The sequence below is a fragment of the Streptomyces sp. NBC_01003 genome (assembly GCF_045162695.1).
Taxonomy (GTDB): Bacteria; Actinomycetota; Actinomycetes; order Streptomycetales; family Streptomycetaceae; genus Streptomyces.
The window spans coordinates 645690-671435 of record NZ_CP108707.1 but is presented as its reverse complement, the minus strand read 5'-3'; the positions used below and the strand labels follow the sequence as shown (position 1 = coordinate 671435).

Annotated in this window: 23 protein-coding genes; 16 read left to right on the top strand and 7 right to left on the bottom strand. The window is 69.7% G+C overall.

The genetic code is table 11. The annotated features are described in order from the left end of the window. Positions 1 to 292: 292 nt before the first annotated feature. Together OG698_RS03235 and OG698_RS03230 are read left to right on the top strand one after the other, a co-directional pair. Positions 293 to 1981, top strand: coding sequence for an MFS transporter (locus tag OG698_RS03235; RefSeq protein WP_406110812.1), 1689 nt, complete (start codon positions 293 to 295; stop codon positions 1979 to 1981). Further along, positions 1981 to 2463 (top strand): MarR family winged helix-turn-helix transcriptional regulator, encoded by a 483-nt coding sequence (locus OG698_RS03230; protein WP_406101284.1) that lies wholly within the window; start codon positions 1981 to 1983, stop codon positions 2461 to 2463. Before OG698_RS03235 ends, OG698_RS03230 begins: the two co-directional genes overlap by 1 nt. 22 nt (positions 2464 to 2485) lie before the next feature. On the opposite strand, the gene OG698_RS03225 is transcribed toward OG698_RS03230, so the two are convergent. After that, a complete protein-coding gene (locus OG698_RS03225; RefSeq protein WP_406110809.1) occupies positions 2486 to 3550 on the bottom strand; it encodes a PP2C family protein-serine/threonine phosphatase in 1065 nt (354 codons plus the stop codon). A 204-nt stretch (positions 3551 to 3754) separates the two neighbouring features. On the opposite strand from OG698_RS03225, the gene OG698_RS03220 reads away from it, so the two are divergent. The 3 genes from OG698_RS03220 to OG698_RS03210 all read left to right on the top strand — a co-directional run bounded on the left by OG698_RS03220 (position 3755) and on the right by OG698_RS03210 (position 6795). Further along, positions 3755 to 5131, top strand: a complete 1377-nt coding sequence (locus OG698_RS03220; protein WP_406101283.1) for a cryptochrome/photolyase family protein — start codon at positions 3755 to 3757, stop codon at positions 5129 to 5131. A gap of 372 nt (positions 5132 to 5503) precedes the next feature. Next, positions 5504 to 6133, top strand: coding sequence for a DUF998 domain-containing protein (locus OG698_RS03215; RefSeq protein ID WP_406101282.1), 630 nt, complete (start codon positions 5504 to 5506; stop codon positions 6131 to 6133). Further along, positions 6130 to 6795, top strand: a complete 666-nt coding sequence (locus tag OG698_RS03210) for a TetR/AcrR family transcriptional regulator (RefSeq protein ID WP_406101281.1) — start codon at positions 6130 to 6132, stop codon at positions 6793 to 6795. Before OG698_RS03215 ends, OG698_RS03210 begins: the two co-directional genes overlap by 4 nt. Before the next feature lie 36 nt (positions 6796 to 6831). Here the strand turns inward: OG698_RS03210 and OG698_RS03205 are convergent, their stop codons facing one another. Beyond that, a complete protein-coding gene (locus tag OG698_RS03205) occupies positions 6832 to 7266 on the bottom strand; it encodes a nuclear transport factor 2 family protein (protein ID WP_406101280.1) in 435 nt (144 codons plus the stop codon). Further along, positions 7263 to 8123 carry an NmrA family NAD(P)-binding protein gene (locus OG698_RS03200; protein WP_406101279.1) on the bottom strand — a complete coding sequence of 287 codons (861 nt, stop codon included), beginning with the start codon at positions 8121 to 8123 and terminating at the stop codon, positions 7263 to 7265. Before OG698_RS03200 ends, OG698_RS03205 begins: the two co-directional genes overlap by 4 nt. Positions 8124 to 8236: 113 nt before the next feature. Between OG698_RS03200 and OG698_RS03195 the strand changes: the two genes are divergently transcribed. The 6 genes from OG698_RS03195 to OG698_RS03170 all read left to right on the top strand — a co-directional run bounded on the left by OG698_RS03195 (position 8237) and on the right by OG698_RS03170 (position 13684). Continuing rightward, a complete protein-coding gene (locus tag OG698_RS03195; protein ID WP_406101278.1) occupies positions 8237 to 9193 on the top strand; it encodes an AraC family transcriptional regulator in 957 nt (318 codons plus the stop codon). Positions 9194 to 9412: 219 nt separating this feature from the next. Then, complete coding sequence (locus OG698_RS03190; RefSeq protein WP_406101277.1) at positions 9413 to 10273, top strand: phosphoribosylanthranilate isomerase; 861 nt, start codon at positions 9413 to 9415, stop codon at positions 10271 to 10273. A 100-nt stretch (positions 10274 to 10373) separates the two neighbouring features. Next, positions 10374 to 10565 (top strand): LysR family transcriptional regulator, encoded by a 192-nt coding sequence (locus OG698_RS03185; protein ID WP_406101276.1) that lies wholly within the window; start codon positions 10374 to 10376, stop codon positions 10563 to 10565. Between the two features lie 362 nt (positions 10566 to 10927). After that, positions 10928 to 11281, top strand: a complete 354-nt coding sequence (locus tag OG698_RS03180) for a dihydrofolate reductase family protein (protein WP_406101275.1) — start codon at positions 10928 to 10930, stop codon at positions 11279 to 11281. Between the two features lie 118 nt (positions 11282 to 11399). Then, entirely contained in the window at positions 11400 to 11813 is a 414-nt protein-coding gene (locus OG698_RS03175; protein ID WP_406101273.1) for a PaaI family thioesterase, read from the top strand. Positions 11814 to 12007: 194 nt separating this feature from the next. Further along, positions 12008 to 13684, top strand: coding sequence for a sel1 repeat family protein (locus OG698_RS03170; RefSeq protein WP_406101272.1), 1677 nt, complete (start codon positions 12008 to 12010; stop codon positions 13682 to 13684). A gap of 71 nt (positions 13685 to 13755) precedes the next feature. Here OG698_RS03170 and OG698_RS03165 read toward each other — a convergent pair whose 3' ends face one another. Beyond that, a complete protein-coding gene (locus OG698_RS03165) occupies positions 13756 to 14337 on the bottom strand; it encodes a two-component system response regulator (protein WP_406101271.1) in 582 nt (193 codons plus the stop codon). 53 nt (positions 14338 to 14390) lie between these two features. After that, positions 14391 to 18620 (bottom strand): HAMP domain-containing protein, encoded by a 4230-nt coding sequence (locus tag OG698_RS03160; protein WP_406110807.1) that lies wholly within the window; start codon positions 18618 to 18620, stop codon positions 14391 to 14393. Positions 18621 to 18875: 255 nt separating this feature from the next. Here OG698_RS03160 and OG698_RS03155 point away from each other — a divergent pair, with 255 nt between their 5' ends. From OG698_RS03155 to OG698_RS03145, 3 genes are all read left to right on the top strand, one after another. After that, positions 18876 to 20633 carry a SpoIIE family protein phosphatase gene (locus tag OG698_RS03155; RefSeq protein WP_406110805.1) on the top strand — a complete coding sequence of 586 codons (1758 nt, stop codon included), beginning with the start codon at positions 18876 to 18878 and terminating at the stop codon, positions 20631 to 20633. Positions 20634 to 20750: 117 nt separating this feature from the next. Next, positions 20751 to 21902, top strand: a complete 1152-nt coding sequence (locus tag OG698_RS03150) for a hypothetical protein (protein WP_406101270.1) — start codon at positions 20751 to 20753, stop codon at positions 21900 to 21902. 195 nt (positions 21903 to 22097) lie between these two features. After that, positions 22098 to 22790, top strand: coding sequence for a DUF899 family protein (locus OG698_RS03145; RefSeq protein WP_406101269.1), 693 nt, complete (start codon positions 22098 to 22100; stop codon positions 22788 to 22790). A gap of 31 nt (positions 22791 to 22821) precedes the next feature. Here the strand turns inward: OG698_RS03145 and OG698_RS03140 are convergent, their stop codons facing one another. After that, the gene (locus tag OG698_RS03140; RefSeq protein ID WP_406101267.1) at positions 22822 to 23535 is read right to left on the bottom strand and encodes a hypothetical protein; all 714 of its coding nucleotides are present in this window, start codon (positions 23533 to 23535) and stop codon (positions 22822 to 22824) included. 183 nt (positions 23536 to 23718) lie between these two features. Here OG698_RS03140 and OG698_RS03135 point away from each other — a divergent pair, with 183 nt between their 5' ends. Both OG698_RS03135 and OG698_RS03130 read left to right on the top strand, forming a co-directional pair. Beyond that, on the top strand, positions 23719 to 24237 hold the full coding sequence (locus OG698_RS03135) for a DUF3592 domain-containing protein (RefSeq protein WP_406101265.1): 519 nt from the start codon (positions 23719 to 23721) through the stop codon (positions 24235 to 24237). A 106-nt stretch (positions 24238 to 24343) separates the two neighbouring features. Then, complete coding sequence (locus tag OG698_RS03130; RefSeq protein WP_406101264.1) at positions 24344 to 24649, top strand: TetR/AcrR family transcriptional regulator; 306 nt, start codon at positions 24344 to 24346, stop codon at positions 24647 to 24649. Positions 24650 to 24689: 40 nt separating this feature from the next. Here OG698_RS03130 and OG698_RS03125 read toward each other — a convergent pair whose 3' ends face one another. Beyond that, positions 24690 to 25727 carry an SDR family oxidoreductase gene (locus OG698_RS03125; RefSeq protein ID WP_406101262.1) on the bottom strand — a complete coding sequence of 346 codons (1038 nt, stop codon included), beginning with the start codon at positions 25725 to 25727 and terminating at the stop codon, positions 24690 to 24692. Between the last annotated feature and the right edge of the window lie 19 nt (positions 25728 to 25746).

Here is a 25746-nt window from a genome sequence, read left to right as displayed (position 1 = left end):
GGAGCGGAGAGCGGTCGATTACCCCGGAGGTAATGAGCGGAGGCCACACCGATGGCGCAGCCCCGTCGGGCGGCACGTCTGCCCAGGTCAGGTGGCATGGCCGCATGTGGGTGCCAGGAGTAGATTGGTTGATGTCAAGCAACTAACTCCCGGGCGGGAGTGATGCCCTGTGGCAAGGACAACCGCTGAGTCGGCCGCCGCACGTCGGGGTCGTTTCCGTGAGCCAGGACCGCGTTACAAGTGGATCGCGCTCTCCAACACCACGCTGGGCGTGCTGATCGCGACGATCAATATGTCGATCATGCTCATCGCGTTGCCGGACATCTTCCGGGGGATCGGCGTGGATCCGCTGCAGCCGGGCAACACGAGCCTGCTGCTGTGGTTGATCATGAGCTACATGGTGGTCACGGCCGTGCTGGTGGTCAGCTTCGGCCGCCTCGGTGACATGTACGGCAGGGTCCGGATGTACAACATGGGGTTCGCGGTGTTCACCGTGTTCTCGGTGCTGTTGTCGGTGACCTGGATGCACGGCACGGCGGGCGCCCTGTGGCTGATCGGGATGCGGGTCCTGCAAGGCGTCGGCGGGGCGATGCTGATGGCGAACTCCAACGCCATCCTCACCGACGCCTTCCCCGCCCGTCAGCGCGGCCTCGCGCTCGGGCTGAATCAGGTGGCGGGCATCACCGGATCGTTCATCGGCCTGGTCCTCGGCGGCCTGCTCGGCCCCGTCAACTGGCATCTGGTGTTCCTGGTGTCCGTACCGTTCGGCCTTTTCGGCACCGTGTGGGCGTACCTGAAGCTGCACGACACGGGTGTACGAGCGGGGGCCCGGCTCGACTGGTGGGGCAACCTCACCTTCGCCGTGGGCCTGATCGCCGTACTGGCCGGCATCACCTACGGCATCCAGCCCTACGGCGGCGACATCATGGGCTGGGCCAACCCATGGGTGATCGCCGCGATCGCCGGCGGCGTGGCGGTACTCGTCGTCTTCTGCGTGGTGGAGACCAAGGTCCCCGAGCCGATGTTCCACCTGTCGTTGTTCAGGATCCGCGCGTTCACCGCGGGGAACGTGGCCAGTCTGCTGGCGGCGCTCGGGCGCGGCGGCCTGATGTTCATCCTGATCATCTGGCTGCAGGGCATCTGGCTGCCCCGCCACGGCTACGGCTTCGAGCAGACCCCGCTGTGGGCCGGCATCTACATGCTTCCGCTGACGGTCGGGTTCCTCGTCGCGGGGCCCTTCTCCGGCTGGGCCTCCGACCGGTTCGGGGCCAGGGCCTTCGCCACCGGGGGAATGCTGCTGGCCGCCGCCACCTTCCTGGCCCTTCAGGCGCTGCCCGTCGACTTCAGCTATCCGATGTTCGCCCTCGTCCTGCTGTTGAACGGGCTCGGCATGGGCCTGTTCGCGGCACCCAACCGGGCGGCCATCATGAACAGCCTGCCGCCCGACCAGCGGGGGGTGGGCGCCGGGATCAGCACCACGTTCCAGAACTCGGCCACGGTGCTCTCCATCGGCATCTTCTTCTCCCTGATGATCGCGGGCCTGTCCAGCGCCCTGCCCGCCGCCCTCAACCACGGCCTGACCGCCCAGGGGGTACCCGCCGCCGACGCCGCCAAGGTCGCCGCCCTCCCGCCGGTCGGCGTGCTGTTCGCCTCGCTCCTCGGCTACAACCCGATCCAGACCCTGCTCGGCCCGCACGTACTCGCTCAACTGCCCCCGGGCCACGCCGACTACCTCACCGGACGCGGCTTCTTCCCGGAGCTGATCTCCCAGCCGTTCGCCGACGGCCTGTCCGTGGCCTTCGGCTTCGCGATCGCCGCGTGCGTCGTCGCCGCCATCGCTTCTCTGTTGCGTGGCGGCCGCTATATCTACGACGACCGGACCCTGCCCAAGACAGTTACGCTCCCGGCGCCCGCCCCTCCTCCCCAGACGTCTACGCTCCCTGAGGCACCCCCGCCGATGCCCCGATCCGAGGGGCCGTGATGACCTCCCCCACCTCCCCCTTCGACCACGAGCAGTCGGCGGAGCTCGCCGAGCGGCTTCGTGCCGCGATCCAGCAGCTCCTCCCCGAACTGCGCGCCCAAGGCATGCAGAGCCAGCTCACCCCCAGTCGGCTGGCCGCACTCGCGGCGCTCGCCGCGCACGGGCCGCTGCGCATCAGCGACCTCGCGACGCGCATGGGCATCGCCCTGTCCACCGTCTCCCGCATGGTGGACCTCCTCGACGGCTTCGGATGGATCGAGCGCGAGGCGGACCCGAAGGACCAGCGGGCCACCCTGATCGCCCTCGACGACACAGGCCAGGCGCTCCTGGACTCCACGCGCCGCATGGCAGCCACCCGCCTCGCCGAGCGGATCGACCAGCTCAGCCCCGACCGGCAGCGCTCGCTGCGCGATGCCCTGCCGGCGCTGGAAGCTCTCACCGAACAGCGGCCCGGCGAACCGCCGAGGACCGGCCGACGCTAGGGGCCCTTCGCAGGCGGATCCGTCAGTGCCGGTCCACCCGAGGGGCCGGTGTGCGCTGGATGGCGACGACGGCGGCATCATCGCCGAGATGTCCTCGGCAGTGGGCGAGGAGGTCCCGGCGGAGGTGATCCAGGAGTGCTTCCGGGCGGTTCTTGGCCCACTGCTCGACTCGCTGCGCCAATGGGTAGAAGACCCCGTTCTCATCGCGGGCTTCGGTGACCCCGTCGGTGTAAAGGATCAGGGTGTCACCGGCGTCGAAGGCGAACTCTTCGACGGGAAACTGCGCGGCCGGCAGCGCAGCCACGCCCAGGGGCGGGGCCGGGTGGGCGCTGGTGAGAGTACGGACGTGGCGCTCGTGCAGCAGTAACGGCGGGGGATGTCCGCAGCAGGTCATGCGGGTCATGCGCCCGGCATTGGGGATTTCCAGGAGCAGGGCGGTGATGAAGTGCTCGGCGATCCCGTCCTCCGCCTCGATGAAATCGGTGAGGTAACGGGACACGCTCCGGTCCAGGGCGCCGGCGAGCGTGGGCAGCGTGGCGTGCTGGTCGGCGACCACGCGGAACGCACCGAGCAGCTGCGCCGACTCGCCGACCGCGGACAGCCCGTGTCCCCGTACATCACCGATGATCATCCGTACGCCGTCGTCGGTGCCTGTCGCCGTGTAGAGGTCGCCGCCGATCTCGGCCTCGTCCTCCGCCGCCAGGTAGAGCGAGGTGATCCGCAACGGGCCGATGCGGTGGGGGAGCGGCCGCAGCAGGGCCCTCTGCGCGGCCTCGGCCACGGAGCGCACTTTGGCCAGCTCCCGTTTGCGGTGCTCACGCACGCGGCAGAAGAACGCGATCAGGGCGGAGAGCACGGTGAGGGAGAAGACCTGCACCATCACGTTGCGCGTGGTCAGGACGCCGAAATGGATGCCGATGAACATCTGGGCCCCGATCGCCAGGGCCCCGATGAATGCCGTCAGGCGGGGTCCGGCGAAGGAGGCGGTGAGCGCGGGGGCCACGACCAGTAGCGGCCCCAGATGCACGTCGGCCGGCACCAGGATGTCGACGACCGTGATCACCACGATGAGCGCGAGCGGAAGCATCACCAGCGCGTGACTCGGCTGCCACCGCTGCCACAGACCTCCCAGGCGCCGCCGTAGGCCCACCCATCCACTGTGCACCCTCGGAGGGCGGCGTGGGTGCCGAGTGGCTCCTCACGTGTGGAGATGGCAGAGGGTGACGACTCTCGGTGACCGCACCGTCCGCGTCCAGACGTCCCGCTGTTCCACCTCGTAGAGTCCGGGGCCATGGCGAACGTCTCGATCGTGTTGTTCACGTCCGACCTTCGTGTGCACGACCATCCGCCGCTGCGGGCGGCGCTCCGGGCGTCGAGTGAGGTGGTGCCGCTGTTCGTACGGGACACGGGGATCGCGTCCGCCGGGTATGCGGTGCCCAATCGGGAGGCGTTCCTCGCGGACTGCCTGGGTGATCTCGACGCGGCGTTGCGCGCGTGCGGTGGGCGTCTCGTGGTGCGGTCGGGGGACGTCGTCGATGCCGTGGCCGGGGTCGCGGCCGAGACCGGCGTGGACGAGGTGCACATGGCGGCCGGCGTCAGCGCATACGCGCAGCGGCGCGAGGAGCGGCTGCGGAACGTGCTGGAGGCGCAGGGGCGGAGGCTGATCGTCCATGACGCGGTCGTGACCGCGGTGGCGCCGGGCGCCGTCACCCCGGCGTCGTCGGACCACTTCGCCGTGTTCACCCCGTACTTCCGGCACTGGTCGGAGCAGCGCCTGCGCGATGTCCTCGCGCCGCCGCGCACGATCCGGGTCCCGGACGGCGTGGCCACGGAGGAGGTGCCGTCACACGCGCGGGTCTCCGGGACCTCCCCGGGCCTCGCGGCGGGCGGGGAGAGGGCGGGCCGTACACAGCTGACCGCGTGGCTGCGGCACGGTGTCGGAGGCTACGAGGACGGACACGACGACCTGCCCGGCGACGCGACCTCACGTCTGTCGCCCCATCTGCACTTCGGCACGCTGTCCCCGGTCGAACTCGTCCATCGGGCGCGCCGAGCCGGTGGTCCGGGCGCCGACGCGTTTGTACGTCAGCTCGCCTGGCGCGACTTCCACCACCAGGTCCTCGCCGCGCGCCCGGCCGCCGCGACGCACGACTACCGCACTCGCCACGACCGCTGGCGCTCCGAACGGGCCGCGGCCCGCGACATCGAGGCGTGGCGCGAGGGGCGTACGGGCTATCCCGTGATCGACGCGGCGATGCGGCAACTGCGTCACGAGGGCTGGATGCACAACCGCGGCCGCCTCCTGACGGCGAGCTTCCTCACGAAGACGCTGTACGTCGACTGGCGCGTCGGCGCCCGGCACTTCCTGGACCTCCTGGTCGACGGCGACATCGCGAACAACCAGCTCAACTGGCAGTGGATGGCGGGGACAGGCACCGACTCGCGCCCCAACCGCGTCCTCAACCCCGTGACGCAGGCGAAGCGTTACGACCCGGACGGCGCGTACGTGCGCTGCTGGGTGCCGGAACTCGCGGGCCTCGCCGGGCCCGCCGTGCACGAGCCGTGGAAGCTGCCCGGACCCGAGCGCGCCAAATACGCGTACCCGGACCCGATCATCGAACTCGCCGAAGGGCTCGAGCGATTCAAGCAGGCGCGAGGGCGGGACTGAGCGCCCTGGTTGCGCGGCCCGCGTCAAGGGCCTCTTCTAGGCGCCCCATTCATTCGTACCCGCGAGCCCTTCGGATCGGTCGGAAGGAAATTCTCCCTCGATCCGACTCGATCCGAATCAATCCGACTCGATCCGATGCAGTGACGCGGGTGGCGCCGAGGGGCTGACCGTTGGCGGCCGGCCCCCGCCGCCGTGTGCCGGGTCCATGACATGGGAGCAACCATGCCGGGACGCCTCGCCCCTGGCAGTAAGCGGATAGAGCTATCCGCTTACTGGTACGGTGGTGTCGGTCGGCGTCGCTCATGGCGCGACCAGGCGAGAGGGGTTCCGATGGCACGCAGGGTGTGGCTTCCGCTGGGGGCGGTCCTTCTGGTGGTGAACGCGGTGCAATGGGTGGCCGCCGAAGCGATCACCGCTGCGGCCTGGACCGATCCGTCCTACAGCTATGCGACGAACTACATCAGCGACCTTGGTGTGCCCGAGTGCGGTACGAAGTTCCAGGGGCGCGACATCTGTTCGCCGGCACATGAGTTGATGAACGCGTCGTTCATCGTCCAGGGGATTCTGTTCGCGACGGGTGTCGTGCTGCTTGCCCGTCTGGTCGAGGGGCGTGCCCGTCGTGTCATCACCGCCCTCGCGGTCGCGCACGGCGTGGCGTTTGTGCTGGTGGGTCTGTTCCACGGCGCCGGGGACGGCGCGAAGCTCAGCCTGGCCGTCCACGTCGGGGCGGCGGCGGTCGGCATCCTGTGCGCGAACACGGTGGCGATCATGGCAGGGTCGCTGCGGAGCCTCGGACTGCCCCCTGCGTACCGCATCTTCAGCATCACCGTCGGCGTCCTCGGCCTGCTGAGCGAGGTGTTCGTGGGTGCGTCCGCGAGTACGGCAGGCGTGTTCGAGCGCGGCGGTGTCTACTCGTGGCTGCTTTGGGGTGCCGTTACGGGCGTCCTGGTACTGGTCAAGCACCGGCGCAGCCCCGCGATGATGGAGAATGTCGCGGTGTGACCCGGGAAACGCAACGGCCGCTGCGCGCGGACGCGGAACGAAACCGTCGGCTGATCATGCAGACGGCCGACCGCATGTTCGCGCAGCGCGGGGCCGCCGTCACCCTCAACGAGATCGCGCGTGAGGCAGGCATCGGGGTCGGCACGGTGTACCGGCGCTTCCCGGATCTGCAGGCGCTGATCGACGCCCTGTTCACCGAGCGGTTCACCACGTTCCTTCAGCTTGCGACCACGGCCGAGCAACAAGCGGATCCGGGGGAGGCGCTGCGCCACTACCTGCTTGAGGCGGCAGGGTGGCGGGCCCAGGACCGGGCACTTGAGGTCGTCCTCGGCAGCGCGAGCATCGACACGAAGCCGATCGCCGAGATGCGCGACGACCTCGGCCGCCACGTGGACGGCCTGGTGGAAGCGGCGGTGGCGGCGGGTGCCTGCCGCGAGGACTTCGCCGGCGCCGACGTGTACGCCTTCCTGCACATGATCGGCGCTGTCGCCGACCGCACCCACGATGTCGCCCCCGACGCCTGGCGCCGCTACGCCGAGGCCTTGCTGATGGGCTTCGGCCTGATGCAGGAACCGGCGGCGCACACCACCGCGATGACCGACGGCCAGATCCGCCGCACATGGCCAAGTCGGCCCAAACAGCAACCGGGCGGGGCCAGTTGAGGGCTCAACCGCCAAGAGCCGTCGGCTTCGTGCGTTTCACTTGCCTCGAGTCGGCCAGCCGACTGCGTCGAAAACAGCGGTGGGGTCGAGATAGTCACGCCAGTGTGTGATCTTTCGGTCGTTGATCGTGATGACGGAGACGAAGCGGTTGTCATAGGCGCGACCGGTGCTGACGGCCAGGCCGTGGACCGCGTACTCGAGGACGACGACCGACGCTTCGCGGTCCCGGTGGACGGCCAGTTCGTCGGAGCTGTGCAGAACCATCGTTTCTCCGTAGCCGCGGTAGAGCTCCGCGACGGCTTCCCGGCCCACGACGCTCCGTGGGTAACCGGGGACGGAGACGACGTACTCGAAGACGACTTCCTCCGCCAACGTGTCGAAGAAGTCCGCTCCTTCGACGAGCCCGCTCAGTCCTTCCCCGACGATCCGGAAGAACGGAGCGAGCGCCTCGAATCCTGGTCGGCCGGTCACGAGTGCGCCGCCGCCGGGAGGGCCCAGGCCTGGGCGGTCCGCCGGGTGAACTCCGCAAAGCTGGTCGGCGGAACTCGGGTGACTTTGAGGATGTCGTCATCGGGCCGCGAGCCGTGGCCCGCGGCGATCGTCCCCGTCAGCCAGCGGAGCATGACTGCGTAGTCGGCCGGTACGAGGCCCGCTGCGACGGCGCCGTCGATCCAGGCATCGATCTCGATGTCGTGGTGCCTGACCGGTCGGCCGATCACGCCCGCGATGATGCCGGCGACCTCGGCCACCGTGAGCGCTTCGGGACCGGTGGGCGCGTACGCCGCGCCGGCGTGGGCATCGGGGTCGGCCAACCTCTCGGCGGCAACCGCGGCGATGTCTGCCGCGTCGACGAACGCCTCCGCGCCGCCGGCCGTGGGCACCGTGATCACGCCCTGGACGACGGGCAGGTGCGCGCCGCTGAAGTTCTGCATGACCCACGCGGGGCGGACGAACGAGCACGTGAACGCTTCCCGGCGCATGAGTTCACGTTCGACGGCCCTGATGTCGATCTCCGGAGGGGCTTGGTCACTGCCGTAGGTGCTGAGGTAGGTGACGTGCCGTACTCCGGAGGCTTCGGCGAGATCCAGGAAGTCGGACACCAGCCGGGCGTACGCGACACGCATGACGGGGGTGACGAGGTAGACGCGGTCGACACCGGCGAGGGCGGGGCCGTGCGTGGCCGCGTCGTCCCAGTCGAACGGCACATCGGCACCGTGCCGCGCCGCTGTCCGCACGGCCAGTCCCCGTTCGGCGAGAGTCTTCGCGATCAGCGCTCCGGTCCTTCCGGTGCCGCCGAGTACGAGTGTGGTCCGGGGTGAGTTGTCCATGGCTCCAGGATGCGAGCACAGATGGAGTGAATCAATGCGCATCAGGCGCGTTTTCTTTATGCGGAACGCTCATTTTGTTGACGACTGAGTGAGTCTCGGCGAACACTCGCCTTATGGACCTCCTCCAGGATCACCTGACGAGGGCGCGCGCCTCGGGTGGTGTCTTTGCCAGGACCGTGGCCGTGCCCCCTTGGGGCCTGCGGCTCGCGGGCAGCATCCAGCTCTCGCTGCACGCCGTCGTTCAAGGGCGCGCATGGCTCTGGTTCGACGACCCCGAGGCTGCCATCGAACTGGCGCCCGGCGAGCTGGCACTCGTACGGGGTGGAGTCGATCACCACATCGCCCATGAGCCCGCGGCAGCCTGCCTGGACCCGGAAGAGTTCAGAGCACGGCACGCTCACGACACGCATCTCGATGACCGGCGTGCCACGGTGTTCCTGTGCGGTGCCTATCGGTTCTCCGGCGACGTCGGAGAGGGGCTGCTCCGCGCGTTGCCCCAGGCGCTGCCGCTCTCCGCGGCTGTCGGTGACCCGCTGCACGATGTCATCGCTGTGCTGTCACGTGAGCTGGCCGGTTCGGAGCCCGGCCGGCAGACCGTGCTCGACCGGCTCCTCGACATCCTTCTCGTCCTCGCCATCCGCACGAGCTTCAGGACGAGCGGCAGCGCGCCCCGCTGGTTCCGGGCCTCTGCCGATCCTCGGCTGGGTGCCGCGCTGCAAGCCATGCATGACGATGCCACCCGCGCGTGGACGGTGCCCGAACTGGCAGCCGTCAGCGGTCTTTCGCGGGCGGCCTTCGCGCGGAGCTTTCAGCGAGCACTGGGCCAGGCGCCGATGCAGTATCTGACCGACTGGCGCATGACGCTCGCGCGAGATTATCTGCGGACCGACCAGTCGACGCTCGCACAGGTCGCCGAACGGACCGGCTACGCATCGCCCTATGCCTTCGCCGCGGCCTTCCGCCGCCACCACGGCGAACCTCCCGGGCAGTGGCGCCAACAGCAACTCGAGCGGTACGCAGGGTCGGAGGACGGGACAGGAGCGGCGGGCGATGGCGTCCACTTCGTCTGAGCGGGAGTGTCCGGTCGGATCATCCATCAGTCGAGCGCTCAGTGGGAGGCGGCGATCAGCAGGTCCAGGGCGAGCCGCGGACGCAGGCGGCCAGTCCAGTTCGTCGAGGCCTGTCCCAGCCTCTTGGACATGTGGACATCTTCGGCGCCGCCCGGGATTCCCGAGGTTCGGCCGGTCTCGACATATCCGTGGCGCTGATAGAACTCCGGTGCCTGGAAGGTGAAGGACGACTTCCTGACGTCCCTGCTGATGCCGCGCCCGGTCGACGCGGAGACCCCCCGAGTCCGCATCGCCGGTGCGGACGCTCCGGGACCCGTCGCCCGCGAGGTGAGGACCGGCCGCGCGCCTGCCGGGCACGCACCCCGCAGGCGCGGTGACGGGATCGTCTACGGTGACACCGGCCGCCGCGAACGAGGCCTCGGCAGCTCATCGCGCCGGGGCCGGCCCGGCGAAGGCAGAGAAGGAAGAGAGCAGGGATCGGTGTACGTAAAGATCTGCGGTCTGCGCACGGCGGACACACTCGACGCGGCGGTCACGGCAGGCGCGGACGCCGTCGGATTCGTCTTCGCGCCCGGCAGCCCGCGACTGATCGGTGCCGAAGCCGCCCGCGAGCTGGCGCGACGCGTGCCGGCCGAGGTCGAGACCGTGGGTGTGTTCCGGCGACAGCCCATCGAGGAGGTCCTGGCGACGGCCTCCGCCGCGCGCCTCACCACCGTCCAGCTGCACGGCGACGAGGAGGACGCGGCGTTCGAACGCCTCCGCGCCGAAGGGTTCCGGACGATCCGTGCCCTGGCCTGGGACGGCTATCTCGCGCGTCCGGAGATGGATCCCGCTGACCGGCTGCTCCTCGACGCCCCGGTGCCGGGCAGCGGTGCCCGCTTCGACACCGACCTGCTCGCCGAACGCCCGCCCCAGGGGTTCTGGCTGCTGGCAGGGGGGTTGGACCCTGACAACGTAGGCGCGGCCGTACGGTCGGCCGCCCCCGGTGGTGTCGATGTGTCCAGCGGCGTCGAGTCCGAGAAGGGCGTCAAGAGCGCCGACCTGATCCGCCGTTTCGTGGCGGCCGCGCGCAACGGGTAACGCATTCGCGTACCGCACCGTCGGCCCGGTGGCCGCGTTAGCTGAATCCGCTGGACCGGAAAACACTCATCAGACCACCGGCCCGCTACAGGCTTGATCTGTGGGAATCACGCTGCGCCAGATCGAGATCTTCGTCACGGCCGCCGAGCATCTGCACTTCGGCCGGGCGGCGGAGGCACTCCATATCTCCCGGCCGACGGTGAGCGAGGAGGTCAGCAGGCTCGAACGGGGTCCGGGGCTTGCGCTCTTCGACCGGTCTGCCGGTCGGCGCGACACTCACGCCGACCGGTGACGCGATGGCCGTCGAGGGGCGCAAGCTGCTCTCCCATGCCGATCGCCTGGTCAACAAGGTGCGGCTGTACGTGGCGTCCAGAATGAAGACGATTCGGGTGGTCGCGACGCCCAGCGTCGTCAATCGGCTCCTGCCCGGGCCGCGGGGCGCTCGCGGACCCGGAGGTGACGACCGTGATCAGTCGTGTGCGGGACAACGGCGCGACCTGCGGAGTGCTCGCGCCGACGACGAAGCCAACGACAGCACCCAGACTTCCCCCGCCAGCTTCCGCAGGGCACGCACTCTCCACAGCGCCGGCGCCGCCGAGGCGGCCTCGTCTCGGGCAGGCGAGGGGGCGACGGTGGTTGTGTGGCGGTCGCGAGGTGCGGTCGCGCACCCTGGACAGCGGCCTGGAGTGGAACAACTCCCACCTCCTCAAGGGCGAGGCCGCCGAGTCCGTCGCACAGCTCAAGGACCAGGTCGATGGCGTGATCATGACGCAGGGCAGCAGCGACCTCATCCGCACCCTGCAGGAGCACGACCTCGTCGACGAGTACCGGCTGCTCATCAACCCCGTGATCCTCGGGACGGGCAAGCGGCTCTTCGCCGAAGGTGCCGCCCCTGTCGCCTGGACGCTCACCGAATCCGGGGCCACCGGCGCGGGTGTTCAGTACTGCGTCTACGAACGGGCCGGCAAGCCCCAGTACGGATCCTTCCTGCTGGACGAGCAGGAGTGAGGCCCGAGGGGGAGGCGGAGAATAGGAACGGCAGGAGAAATCCCGACGGAATCCTCGACAGTACTCTCGACCTGGGAGCGTTGCGATGACAGGACGATCCGGGCCGTTCTGAGATGGCGTGGAGGGGCGCGCGCCGCTGCCACGGGCGGCGGCCACGCTGGGGTTGGAGGTCCTCGATGCGGACGGCGACAACGGCACCGTCGAGCTGGCCTTCACCGCGACGGAGGACTTCACCAACCCGGCCGGGAACGTGCTGGGCGCCTTCCTCGCCGCGATGCTCTACGACACGGTCGGTCCCGCACTTCTGGCCACGCTCGAACCGGACCAGTTCCAGTCCACGCTGGAACTCCACACCCATTTCCTGAGGCCCGTCCGCCCGGGCCGGATCGTCGGGAAGGGGCGCGTGGTGCACCGGGCGGGGGACATCGCCTTCCTGGAAGCCACCCTCGCCGACTCCGGCGGAGCGACCATCGCGACCGCCAGTGCCACGGCCCGCGTCATCCCCCTGGACCAAGCGCCGACGTTGGCGTGACCCCAGGGGGGCCCGGATCGAGGGCCCCCTGCCGAGGCCGCTGCTCGCGGGGATACCACGGGACACCACCACGCGAGCCGTGACGAGACACGAGACAGGGGGAACGAGACAGGGGCCGCGGCCCGGGCCCCCGGTGAACTCCGCACCGATGTCCCACCGTTGGCCGTCGCGCGGCAGGATGAAACGATCTCGAAATGGCACTACAGAACGAAGCGCAGACCATCGAGGAACGTGGCGAGGGCCTCGTCGCCGCCGCAGTAGAGGGTGACGAGGAGACCGCCCGTCGCCACACCGACTTCTTTGTGCTCGGCCGCCGCGTCGACGAAGGAATTCCGTACTGGGAGCGGGCGGTTGAGGCGGGCGACGCCTTCTCCGCGTACACCCTCGCCCGCTACCGCAAGATCCGCGGTGACCGCCGGGAGGCCGAGCGGCTCTACCGCCTTGCCGCGGACCGCCACTCCGGCTGCGCGTACGGTCTGGCCGTCCTGCTCAAGGAGAACGGAGACCCGGAGGCTGCGGAATGGTTCCGGGAAGGCTGGGAGATGGGCCGTCTCGACTGCAAGATCGAACTGGGCAAGCTCCTGGCGGCCGAGGGAAAGCCGGACGAGGCAGCCGAGTTCCTGATGAAGGGCGTGGACATCGGGGACATCGCCGTCTTCCGGTGGGTGCAGCTCTTCGAGCACATTCGCGAGACCTTCGACCGGGTCGCCGATGACCTCGACGCTGCCGAGGACGCCGAGGCCGCGGGCGAGGCGGTCGAGCCCCTGGAGGACATGGACAGTGAGTTCAAGGACTACCCCGGTCTGACCAACGAAGCTGGGAACTACTTCCGCAGGGCCGGATACCTCAGCCGGGTGGCTCTGGTCGAGCACGCGATCTTCCTTGAGCGGCACCACTCCGACGACCGCTGGCCCGAGGTCCGTGAACTCCTCCTGCGCTCCCACACCGAGGGCTACGACGGCGCGGCCTTCGTCCTGGGCCTGTTCAGCGAGGAGCGCGGCGAACTCGCCGAGGCCGAGCATTGGTACACCCTCGCGGCCGACACGGGACACCGTGCTGCGCTGGTGAGACTCTCCGATCTGTTCCGTCGGCAGCGCCGGCTCGACGAGGCCGAGGCCCGGCTGAGGGAGGTCGATCCCGACGACGAGGTCGTCCCCGACCGGCTCGCCAAGATCGCCCGGCTCCTTGAGGAGGACGAGGTGCCGCCCGAGCAGGATCTGCGCCGCTTGCCGGAACTGCGTCAACGGGCCGAGGCCGGGGATCTCCAGGCTTCGTACGCGTACGGGAAGATGCTCTACGAGTGGGGCGGGGCAGCGGCACGCTGGATGCTTCCCTGGCACGAACCCGCGGCGCTGGCGGGCGACACGGCGGCTGCGGCCGATCTCAGGTGGCTCTATGACGACCTGGGCGAGCCCGTGCGGCGCGACCACTGGAAGCGGATCGCCGCGGAGGCCGGGGACCACGACGCCTGCGGTGCCATGGCCTGGCTTTCCGACTACCACAAGGACTACCAGGAGGCCGAGCGGTGGTATGTCCGCGCGGCAGCCGACAACAGTGCACTGAACGCGATGCTGGCGGGCAAGGCCATCGCCCAGCGCGGCGCGTACGAGGAAGCGGAGCCGTACCTGCGCAAGGCCTGGGAAGAGGGCCGGGACGAGGCGTTCGGTACCGAGACAGCGGGCTACTACGGCCTCGTCCTGAACCGGACCGGACGCCATGCGGAGGCCGTGGACCTGCTGCGCCTGGCCGCCGAGAGCTGGTGGGAGGACGTCAAGTCCCGCTACGACGCGGATGATCTGGACGTGCTGGCCCGGATGCTGGACCCGCAGGACGAGCTGGAGGCCGCCGAACAGGCACTGCCGGCGGGCTGAGCGGGCGTGGGGCCCCATCGGGCGGTTTCACCGCCGGCCGGTGGGGCATCCCGGTTCCCAGCCACCGACTCCTACTGTTTTCCGGCTTCCAGCAGCCGCCCAACTGCCTGTTCCAGTATGGCGATCCGGTCGGCAAGGCCTGCCGCCTCGAGGTCGTCCGTGGTCTCTTTGGCGCGCAACAGGAGTTCCACCTGGGCGAGTTGATGTTCCACATCGGCAAGGCGGTGCTGTTCCTCGGTTGGCTCCGTGGGCACGTCGACTGCCAGGAGACGAGTCAACTGCTCGGCCTGATCGGCAAGTTGACGGTTCTTGCGGTGCAGCTCCAGGAAGACGTTGACCTTGGTCCGCAACAACCAGGGGTCGAACGGTTTGACCAGGAAGTCGGCCGCGCCGACCGTGTAGCCGCGATAGGCGTAGTTCGGGTCGACCGCCGCCCCGGTCAGCAGGATGATCGGGATGTCCTTGGTCTGGTCGAGGCCCTTGATGTTGGCGGCGGTCTCGAAGCCGTTCATGCCCGGCATCAGTACGTCGATGAGCGCGACCGCGAACTCCTGCCGCAGCATCGCCTTGAGCGCCGCCTCGCCCGAGTGCGCGCGGACCACCCGGGCCAGCGAGCCGAGTACGGCTTCGAGGGCGACCAGGTTCTCCTCCATGTCGTCGACGATGAGGATGCTGGAGGCGTCCGCCGCCGCTTCCTGCGGCGCCGTCACGGCGTCCGCCCCGAGCTGGCGTCACCGGACGTGTCCGGAGGCGGTTCGGAGGGGGTGTGCGGGTCGAGCAGCCGGCAGATCACCGACAGCAGCCGGTCGACGTCCACCGGCTTGGGGATGTAGTCGTTCGCGCCGCTCTCGATCGCCTTCTCGCGGTCGCCGGGCATCGCCTTGGCGGTGAGCGCGATGACCGGCAGGTTCGCGAAGCGGGGGGTGCGCCGCATCGCCGCGATCATCTCGTAACCATCCATCTCGGGCATCATGATGTCCATCAGGACCAGGGACACATCGGGTGTCCGGTCGAGGACCTCGAGGCCCTCGCGGCCGTTCTCGGCGTACTTGACGGTGATTCCGACGCGGCCCAGCACATGGGTCAGCGCGAAGACGTTCCGGATGTCGTCGTCGACGATCAGGATGTGGCGGTTGGCCAGCACCCCGGCGGCGGCGCCGGTCAGCCACTCCTTGAGCCGGGTCGTCTCCGGCCAGCCGGTGTGTTCGTCCACGAGGTCGACGGTGAGGTCGTCGGCGGTGCGGGTTCCCGTGCGGGGCACGGACACCGGGTCGGTGAACACGTCGACGTCCGTGGGGGGTTGTGCGCGGGCCGTGGGCCGGCGGGCCGGTGAGTCCGGTCCGGTGATGGCCTGCACTTCGCCGGCCGTGGGGAGCGGTTCCACCGCGGGGGCGGTGTAGTTCGCAGGGACGTAGAGGGTGAAGGTGGAGCCGACATTCGGCTCGCTCTCGGCCGTGATCCTGCCGCCGAGCAGGGCCGCCATGTCCCGGCTGATGGAGAGGCCGAGGCCGGTGCCGCCGTACTTTCGGTTGGTGGCGCCGTCGGACTGCTGGAACGCCTCGAAGATCCCGCTGAGCATCTCCGGCTGGATGCCGATTCCGGTGTCCTTGACGGAGAGGGCGATGATGTCGTCCGCGTCGCGCAGCGTCTCCTCCTCGAAGTCCGCGGGCGTCGCGCGCTCCACGATCAGCTCCACCCCGCCGGACGAGGTGAACTTCACCGCGTTCGACAGGAGGTTGCGCAGGATCTGCTGGAGGCGCTGTTCGTCGGAGTACAGCTCGCGGGGGACGTCCTCGCCGACCTTGATGTCGAACGAGAGGCCCCGGTCCCCGGAGAGCGGCTGGAACGTGGCCCGTACGTAGTCGAGCAGTTTGTTGAGCGGCAGCGTCTTGGGGTGCACATCCATCCGGCCCGCTTCGATCTTCGACAGGTCGAGGATGTCGTTGATCAGTTGCAGCAGGTCGGAGCCCGCCTGGTGGATGGTGACGGCGAACTCCACCTCCTCCGACGACAGCCGGCCGGAGGGATTGTCGGCGAGCAGTCGGGACAGCACGAGGAGCGAGTTGAGGGGAGTGCGCAACTCGTGCGACATGTTCGCCAGGAACTCGGACTTGTACTGGGAGGACGTGGCGAGGAGCGCCGCCTTCTCCTCCAGCTTGGCGTTGGTGATCTGCAACTCGTCGGAGCGCTGGCGCAGTTCGGCGGTGAGGCGCTGCGATTCCGAGAGCAGGGACTCGGTGCGGGAGTTGGCGATGATGGTGTTGATCGAGACACCGATGGTGTTCACGAACTGGTCGACGAAGGCGAGGTGGACCTCGCTGAAGCGGCTGAACGAGGCGAGTTCGATGACGCCGAGCACCCGGTCCTCGAAGAGGATCGGCAGGATGACGACACTGGCCGGCGGCGCCGCGCCGAGGCCGGAGCTGATGGTGATGTAGTCCGTGGGGACCGCGTCGACGAGGATCCGGCGCTTCTCCGCGGCGGCCTGGGTGATCAGGCCCCAGCCGGGCGCGCCGAGGCTGAGCCGGGGGCGTGGCCTGCGGCCTTCCTCCTGCCCCGTGCCGTAACCGGCCAGGAGCTCGAGATCCTCGCCCGGTTCCGCACCCGCCTCGGCCAGGAAGAACGCACCGTACTGGGCGTTCACCAGAGGGGTCAGCTCGCGCAGGATCAGGTCGGCGACCTCGACCAGGTCGCGGTGGCCCTGCATGAGTCCGGCGATACGGGCCAGGTTGGACTCCAGCCAGTCCTTGGCCCGGGTCGTCTCACGGAGGTTCGCCACCATGAGGTTGATGTTGTCCTTCAGGGTGGCGACCTCGCCCTGGGCCTCCACCGAGATGGAGCCGGACATGTCGCCCTGCGTGACCGCGCTGGCGACCTCGGCGATCGCGCGCACCTGGGTGGTGAGGTTCAGGGCCAGTTCGTTCACGCTGGTGGTCAGGCGCTTCCACGTCCCGTAGACGCCCTCCACGCGGGCCTGGCCGCCCAGCTGCCCCTCGGAGCCCACCTCGCGGGCCACGCGCGTGACCTCGGAGGAGAAGGACGAGAGGGTGTCGACCATCGTGTTGATCGTGGTCTTGAGTTCAAGGATCTCGCCGCGGGCGTCGACGTCGATCTTCTTCGACAGGTCACCGCGCGCGACGGCGGTGGCGACCTGGGCGATGTTGCGGACCTGGGAGGTGAGGTTGTCGGCCATGAAGTTGACGTTGTCCGTGAGGTTCTCCCAGACCCCGGAGGCGCCGTGAACCTGGGCGCGGCCGCCGAGCCGTCCCTCGGTGCCGACCTCGCGGGCCACACGGGTCACCTCGTCCGCGAACGCCCTCAGCTGCTGGACCATCGTGTTGACGGTGTCCTTCAGCTCCAGGATCTCGCCGCGGGCGTCGACGTCGATCTTCTTCGACAGGTCTCCGTTGGCGACGGCGGTGGTGACCTGGGCGATGTTGCGGACCTGCGACGTCAGGTTGAGCGCCATGAAGTTGACGTTGTCGGTGAGGTCCTTCCAGACCCCGGATGCACCCCTGACCTGGGCCTGACCGCCCAGGTTGCCCTCGGTGCCGACCTCGCGGGCCACACGCGTGACCTCGTCGGCGAAGGCGGACAGCTGGTCGACCATCGTGTTGATCGTCGACTTCAGCTCAAGGATCTCTCCCTTGGCCTCCACGGTGATCGTCTTCCCGAGGTCACCCTCGGCGACGGCGGTGGCGACCTGCGCGATGTTGCGGACCTGGGAGGTGAGGTTGTCGGCCATGAAGTTGACGCTCTCCGTCAGGTCCTTCCAGACCCCGGACACACCCCTGACCTGGGCACGTCCGCCGAGCTGGCCCTCGGTGCCGACCTCGCGGGCGACCCTGGTGACCTCGTCGGCGAACGCCGAGAGCTGGTCGACCATCGTGTTGATCGTCGACTTCAGCTGAAGGATCTCGCCCCGCGCGTCCACGGTGATCTTCTGACTCAGGTCTCCGTTGGCGACGGCGGTGGTGACCTGGGCGATGTTGCGGACCTGGGAGGTCAGGTTCGACGCCATGAAGTTCACGCTGTCGGTGAGGTCCTTCCAGACCCCGGATGCACCCCTGACCTGGGCACGTCCGCCGAGCTGCCCTTCGGTGCCGACCTCGCGGGCGACCCTGGTGACCTCGTCGGCGAACGCCCGCAGCTGGTCCACCATCGTGTTGACGGTGAGCTTCAGCTCCAGCAGCTCGCCGGTGGCCTCGACGGTCACCTGCTGCGTCAGGTCGCCACGGGCCACGGCGGTGGTCACTACCGCGATGTCCCGCACCTGCGCCGTCAGCCGCGACGCCATCGTGTTGACCGCCTCGGTCACGTGGAGCCAGTCGCCGGACAGGCCCTGCGCCTTCGCGCGGCCCCCCAGACGCCCCTCGGTGCCCACCTCACGGGCGACCCGGGTCACCTCTCCGGTGAACAGCGAGAGCTGGTCCACCATGCGGTTCACGCCGATGCCCAGGCGCCGCAGGTCGCCGCGGAGCTGGCGGCTTCCGTCGTGCAGATCGACGTGCTGGGTCAGATCACCGTCCGCGACGGCGTCGAGGACCCGCGTGGCCTTGGCGACGGGGCCCACCAGCGCTTCGATCGCCGTGTTGGCGGCCTCGACGTTCGTCGTCCAGGTGCCCGAGCCCGGACTCGCCGAGATGCGCTCGTCCAGCCGGCCCCGCCGGATGATCTCGTGCCGGACGCGCTGGAGCTCCGTGGCGAGATGGCCGTTCCGCGTGATGATCTGGTTGAGGACCGCGCCCATCTCGGCGACCACCGGGTCCACCGGGGCGGCATCGCCGTCTTCCAGCGAGCTGTCGGCACGCGCCGTGAAATCGCCGTCGCACAGGGCCTTCATCGCTGCGAGAAGCGGGCGCAGCTCACTCGTGCGGACCCATTGTCCGGAGTCCGTCGTGGCCGCGTGGGCCGCCTCGGGCCGCGTCGTGTCCATGGTCATGAACCACCCTCCGCCCGGAGTTCGTCGCGCGCACCAGCGGCCTGTTTAAGCATGTTTGTCATATTATAAGGGGCGCGAAAATACTTCTCCCACACGCTGTGGCCGCACCCAGGGGGCGTCGTGATCCCGTTGCCCGCACACTCGGCCGAATTCGTGTGCAGCAAGGAGTTGCCGGCGAACCAGCTCGCGTCCGCGCGGGCGCGAAGATTCCTGCGTGAGGTGCTCACGGGTACGACGCCGTCCACCGAGATGCCTCCCGGCCAGGACCCGATTCCCGCTCCCGGGACCGTCCCGCAAGGGCTCGTCGACAACGCCGTTCTGCTGGTCAGCGAGCTGGTCACCAACGCCGTCGTGTACGCCGGCACCGACATCGACGTGGTCTGCCGTCTGGAGCGGCACCCGGACACCGGCACGGCCGTCGTCGTGGAGGTCGTGGACCGCCACCCCTCCAGAGGCCTACGCAGCGCGGCGGACGCCCGGCACGGTGAGCCCGGCTACGGCCTTCAGCTGGTGAGCGCGATCTCCCAGGCCTGGGGCGTGACGTACCGCCGGTCGGAGAAGCGGGTGTGGTTCCGGCTGGAGTCCTCGTCGGCGGAGCCGGGATCGGTGGGGACCGACGCCGCCCCGGCCCGTACCGGCGAGACCGCTGGACCCGGGACGGTGCAGGCCGAACCCGGTGGCGCGAGGTCGCAGGACCACCTGGCACGCAGCCACGGGTACGCGGCCGACTGGGTCGACCGCAGCGGCCCGTCGTTCCTCGCCGAGACCAGCGAGCTTCTCGCCGGGCAGCTCGACCAGGGCATGGTCGCCGCGCTCGCGGCCCAGCTGCTCGTACCCCGGCTCGCGGACTGGTGCGGCATCTGGCTGAGGACCCAGGGGAGGGGGCTGCAGCTGTCCCGGGTCTGGCACGTCGACGAGCAGCGCATCGTGCCGCTGCGCGAGGAGCTGGCGCGGATCCCGCCGTCCGCCGGAATCCGCGCCGGGGGCACGCCCTGGCCCTGGCCGGAGAGCGGCGGGGCCGACCGTGCGGGCGGGTCGGCGTTCGCCTTCCCGCTCACCATCCGTGACACGGACGTCGGGGTACTGCTCCTCGGCCGGACCGGCCAGCTGCAGATGACCGACGCGGTGGTGCGGATGGTGGACGACGTGGCCCGCCGCGTGGCGCAGGCCGTGTACACCGCCCGTCAGTACACGAGGCAGACGACCATCAGCGTCGCCCTCCAGCGCAGGCAGCTGCCGACGACCCTGGCCAGCATCGCGGGAATCGACAGCGCGATCGTCTACGAGCCGCACGGCGAGGGCCAGACCGTCGGCGGCGACTTCTACGACATCTTCCCGAAGGGCGAGGGCCGCTGGTGCTTCCTGCTCGGGGACGTGCAGGGGAAGGACCCGGAGGCGATGTCCGTCACCGGCCTCGCCCGGCATCTGGTGCGGCTCCTGGCGCGCGAAGGCCACGGCGTCGAATCGGTGCTCGACCGGCTGAACACCGCCATGGCGGAGGAGAGCGCCGAAGCGCTATCGGCCGACGGCGAGCAGGCGGCCACCCGCTTCCTGAGCCTGTTGTACGGGGAGCTGGCCGTCGAACCTGGCGTGGCAGGAGCCCGCTGCCGGGTCGCCAGCGCCGGCCACCCCCCGCCCCTCCATCTGTTCACCGACGGCCGGGTGGAGCCGGCCTGCGAACCCCGGATGCTGCTCGGCATCGACGAGGGCGCCGAATTCCGGGCCAGCACCTTCGATCTCGCGCCCGGCGAAACACTGCTGTGTGTGACCGACGGCGTCACCGAACGGCGCCGCGGCAACTGGCAGTTGGACGACGACGACGGTCTCGCGGACGTGCTCCGCCAGGGCATGGGCCTCGGCGCCAAGGCGCTCGCGGAGCATGTGCGGCGAGCGGCACACGACTTCGGGACGGGCCCGGTCGAGGACGACCTGTCGGTACTGGTGCTCCAGGCGCCGGCGGCCGACGCGCGCACGTGCAACGTTCCGAAGCCGCCGCCTCGCGCCTGACGTCGGGGTTCGGGCCGTCCGGCCGCGATTGATGCAAGTCGGGGAGGGGGTTCCCCTTCCATCGACCGGTGCAGGGACCATACTGGTCGAGCCCCCGATCACCCACAGAACGATTCCATGGCCAAGAACAGCAGTTACTCGACCACCGCCCCCGACACCGCGTGGCTGGGGCGCGGGCGCCATCTCGGGCCCGAGCCCGAGCAGGACGTCCGGCGCAACCTGATCGCCCTCAAGGCGGCCGGGGTGCTCGACGACTTCCTGGACCTCGACCCCGTCGAGGCGGCCCGCTCCACGGCCCTGCACCCGCGGGACGAATCCGCCGACCCCGGTCCGACGGCCCGCCGCCTCTTCGAGGCCCGCTGGCGCGTCGCCGACGACGTCACCGTGCGCGCACAGCTGACGACGTACGACCCCGAGGCCCGCCGCAAGGAAGGCGAGGGCGTCACCTGGGTCCTCGCAGCCGAGGCGCAGCGGGTGTGGGACGCGCACTGGCCCTCGCCCGCCACCATGTTCTGGCCCGACAGCGACCGGGTCGACTGGGATCACGACACCGTGCCGGGCGTGCGCCTGCGGGCCGCGAACTACCTGCCCAAGGACGACGACGAGCTGCGCCACCGGCTGCGGGACTGCACCCGTAACAGCTGGTTCATCCATGTCGTGGTGCACGAGGCGATGACGCCGGACGCCATGGGGCAGAAGCCTGTCTCGGCGTTCCTGCCGCCGAGCCTGCGGCACCGGGTGGTCGAGCACCGGGGCACGCCGGGCCAGGCCCAGATCGCCGACGTCGCGATGAAGCGGGAGCTGAGCCTGCGGATGCCGCGCGGCGGCGCCGTCGTCCTGCCCACGGTGCCGCCCGTCCCGGGTTACGAGGCGGAGCGCTTCACGGTGCGCAGTGTTTTCCTGGACGGTTCCGAACCGACCGAACTCCTCGACAGGATCAGGGAGTTCGCCGCGCTGCCGAGGCCGTTGCCCGCTGACGCCGAGCGGGCCCTGACGCGGCTGCGCCAGGGCTGGCACCTGCTCACTCCGGACGAGGAGCTGGTCCATGCCCAGGGCATGGTCGTCAGGTACGCCGAGGCGCTGGAGGCCATGACGAAGTCCTGTGATCTCTACCGGGAGGCGGCCGAGGCCGCGCAGGCCGCGCTGGCGGAGGCGACCGGCGGCGCGGGTGTGCCCCGGCCGGTCGACCCGGGCTCGGCCAGACCGGACGGCTCGCCGCTGACGGCCTTCACGAAGGCGTTCGGCCGCTTCCGGGGCCCGAACAAGTAGGGGGCGCCGACGCCCTGGGGGCAACGGCAGGGCAGTGGCGGTCGGCTGATCATGCGGGCCCGGAAGCTGACCATGCGGGCTCTGAAGATGCCGGTTGCCGTCGCCGGTGCGATCTTGCTGGGGGACGACCGATGACTTCCGGCCGCCCCGGGAGTCAGTACTCCCAGACAGGCACCAGATCCGTCCGGAGGCACCATGTCCACCACCGAAAACGCCCTGCCGTCCGTCGTCGACGCGGCCACCTGGCAGAAGGAGCTGGCGGCGCTGCGCGTCCGGGAGAAGGCCGCCACCCGGGAGCTCGACGCCATCGCCGCCCAGCGCCGTCAGCTGCCGATGGTCGAGATGCCCGACTACGTACTGGAGGGCGAGGACGGCCCGGTCCGCCTCGCGGAGATCTTCGGCGACCACCCGCAGCTGATCGTCTACAACCACATGTGGTTCGAGGACGCGGAGTGGCAGTGCAGCGGCTGCACCGGCTTCACGACCCAGTTCACCCGGCTCATGGGCCTGGAGAAGTTCGACGCCCGGTTCGTGATCGTCACCCAGGGCCCGATCGACGAGGCGCTCGCGTACAAGCGCAAGGTCGGGAACGAGATGACGTGGTACTCGACGGCGAACAGCTCGTTCGGCAGCGACGTCGGCGCCCCGCCGAACGCCGGATTCGCGGTCAACGTGTTCCTGCGCGACGGCGACAAGGTGTACCGGACCTGGCACACGGACGGACGCGGCACCGAGCAGTTGAGCCATCTGTTCGGCCTGGTCGACCTGCTGCCGTACGGCCGCCAGGAGGAGTGGCAGGACTCGCCGGAGGGCTGGCCGCAGCAGCCGACGTACAGCCGGTGGGCCGAGTCGCAGGAGATCGCGGCGGCGTACGGCGAGAACAGCTGACCTCACCCGTCCGAGGTGTCCGCGTGTGCGCTCAGCTGATGCCCGTACCGCAGTCCGCGCGGATGCCGGCGCTCGCGGCCGGGGAGTCGTCCGCCTGGATGCCGGCGACCTCGACCGTGACCGCCAGGCGGTAGTCGTAGGTGCCGACCCGTCCGCGCGGGCAGGGTGCTGAGACGTTTCCGTGGGCCTGGCGCTGGGCGGTTGTCCAGGGGGTGTGGCCGCGCTTGCTGTAGGCGCGCCAGCCGGACCAGCTGTCCCGCTGGATCTCGTGGTGCTGCCGGATCCGCGCGTGGTGGCCCGAGCAATGTGTGCGGAAGCCTGCGGAGTGGATCGTCGCGCGGGGTGTGGCGCCGCCGAGCACGATCTCGCCGTCCTGTGCGACGGAGGAGACGGTGGTGGTGCACCACCAGCCGTGCACCTTGATGATTCTGACGTTGTCGCACTCGGTCTGGCCGGCGGGTGCGCGATAGTCGTTGCTCCGGACGGACTTGGGGTCCTTGGGGGCGGCGTCGACATCACCGATCGTCATGCGCAGGGATCCGCCGGGCAGTTCCTCGGCCCGCCAGGCAATCTTCGTCCGGAGCGGCTCGGCGGCGGCTCTCGGACTCGCGTCGGCGGTCGCGCTGCGGGAGGCGCAGGGCGTCGGTGTCGAGGGGAGGGCGGAGTGCTGCCCCGTGCCTGACCGGCAGCCGGAGAGGGCCAACAGGGCGGCCGCTGCTATGACGGGCAGGGCAGCTCGGTTCATCGATGGTTCCTCTGTGTACGTCGCGTCGTCGCTGGTGGGGGCCGACAATCTAGTACGGCCGGATCCCGCCGCGGACCGGGGACCCGGAGTTCCGCCGCGACGTGAACGACGTGGGGGCGGGTGCGCAGCGGTCTTTGCACTTGGGATAGCGTCCTCTCACTCCGGACAAGTGAGAGGGACGTTGTGCAGGTTCAGGTACGTGGGCGGCGGAGTGCCGGCTGGTGGATCACGTTCGGGGTCATCGCGTTCGGGACGCTGTTCTTCGCGATCGGGGCGATCGTGGGAGGGGTGTCGATCTCGTTCGTGACCGATGCGGAGCGTGCCAAGGGAACCGTGGTGTACCTGGAGTGGCAGGGCGGCCACGTCAGCTCGTACAGCAAGTCACGGCAGAGCAGCGGGCCCACGGCGTACCCGGTCGTCGAGTTCACGCCGGCGGGCGGTGCGCCGACGACGTTCCGGAGCTCGATGGGCTCCAACCCACCGGCGTACGACGAGGGTGAGCGGGTTGACGTCCTGTACCGCGCCGATGACCCGGGGGACGCGAAGATCGACGGGTTTGTCTCGCTGTGGCTGATTCCGCTGATCTTCTGTGGGATCGGACTGCTGATCGCGGGCATCGGTACGGCCATTGCGATCGCGACGCGGCGGCGCTCCCACCTCACCCGCAGCGGATCCGGGACCGCGGTTCCTTCGGTCGGCTGACAGCTCGGTGCGGCGGTTGAAGGGCACCCTACGATGAGGAGGTCGTTCTGACGCCGCGTCGTAGGGTGAGGTCCTGGGCGAGAACGAGAAGGCCTCCGGCCCGTCGATGGACAGCGAAATCACCGTCCAGAAACTCGAACGCGCCGCACGCGAACTGCTCGAACGGGACGGCGTGCGCGGCGGGTTGAACCTCCGGGAGGTGGCCGATCACGACGGGGTCGACCGCGGGTTGGTGTGCCACTGCTTCGGCTCCCGCCAGGACCTGTTGCGCTCGGCGCTGCGGCGCAACCCCAGCTTGTCGGCCCCGCACCGGACCGGCTGCGGAAGCACACCGACAAGCCGGTCCGATGGATCGTCTACAGCCACGGACACCGGCTCCGTGTCGCGCAGCTGTTACGGGTCTGCCGACTGAGCGGAGCGGATACCGAGCCGCTCCCGCCCGGACCGACTGCCTACTGGCCGGGGCGGGGCGTTTCGCCTTCACAGAGCCCGAGTTGAATGAGGCTCTGGGCGGTGTCGACGATCGTGGTCGCCGTGTCGCGCGGTTCCCAGCCGAGCATGGTGCGGGCCTTTTCGGTGTGGAGTACGGGGATGCCGCCCGACTGCCTGACGGCGTCCCGCAGCGTGGGGTTGCTGACGGCGGCCTCGCGCACTTCGTCGGGGGTCAGTTCGCGGGTCGGGACGCGCGCGCCTGCCTCGCCGAGGTGCTCGCGGAGGAGCCGGGCCAGCTGGAGGAAGCTGATGGCGGGGCCGTTGGAGGCGAGGAACCGTTCGCCGGCGGCCGCCGGGTGGGTCAGCGCCCGGACGTGGATGTCCGCCACGTCACGCACGTCGACCACGCCGAAGTACACAGGCGGCACGACGGGCATCGCGCCGTCCAGCATCGCCTTGACGAGGCCGGTGGACGCGGACAGGTGGGGGCCGAGGAGCGGGCCGAAGATTCCGCTCGGGTTGATCACCGAGAGTTCGAGTCCACCGCCCTCCGCCTCGATGTAGTCCCATGCCGCCCGTTCCGCGATCGCCTTCGACCGGACATAGGGAGTGTTGTCGTCGGCTGGGTCGGTCCAGTCCGTCTCGGCGTACTCCTCACCGGGCTTGCGGCTGTAGCCCACAGCGGCGAACGAAGACGTCAGCACGGTGCGCTTGACGCCCGCGTCCCGCGCCGCCCGCAGAACACGAAGGGCACCGTCACGAGCGGGGACGATGAGCTCGTCGGGGTCGTCCGGCTGCGCGGGCGGGAACGGTGACGCGACATGCACGACGTAGGTGCATCCGTCGACGGCGTCCGCCCAGCCCGCGTCATCGGTCAGGTTCGCCTGTGCGAACTCCAGCCGCTCGGAACGCGGGCCCACCATCGCCCGCACGTCGTCCGCCCGGTTCATCGAGCGGACCGTCGTGCGGACCGGGAATCCCTCGTCGAGCAACCGCTTGACGACATGCGACCCCACATAGCCGCTGCCGCCCGTCACCAGAACGAGATCGTTGTTCATGGCGTACTCCTGCCTTTCC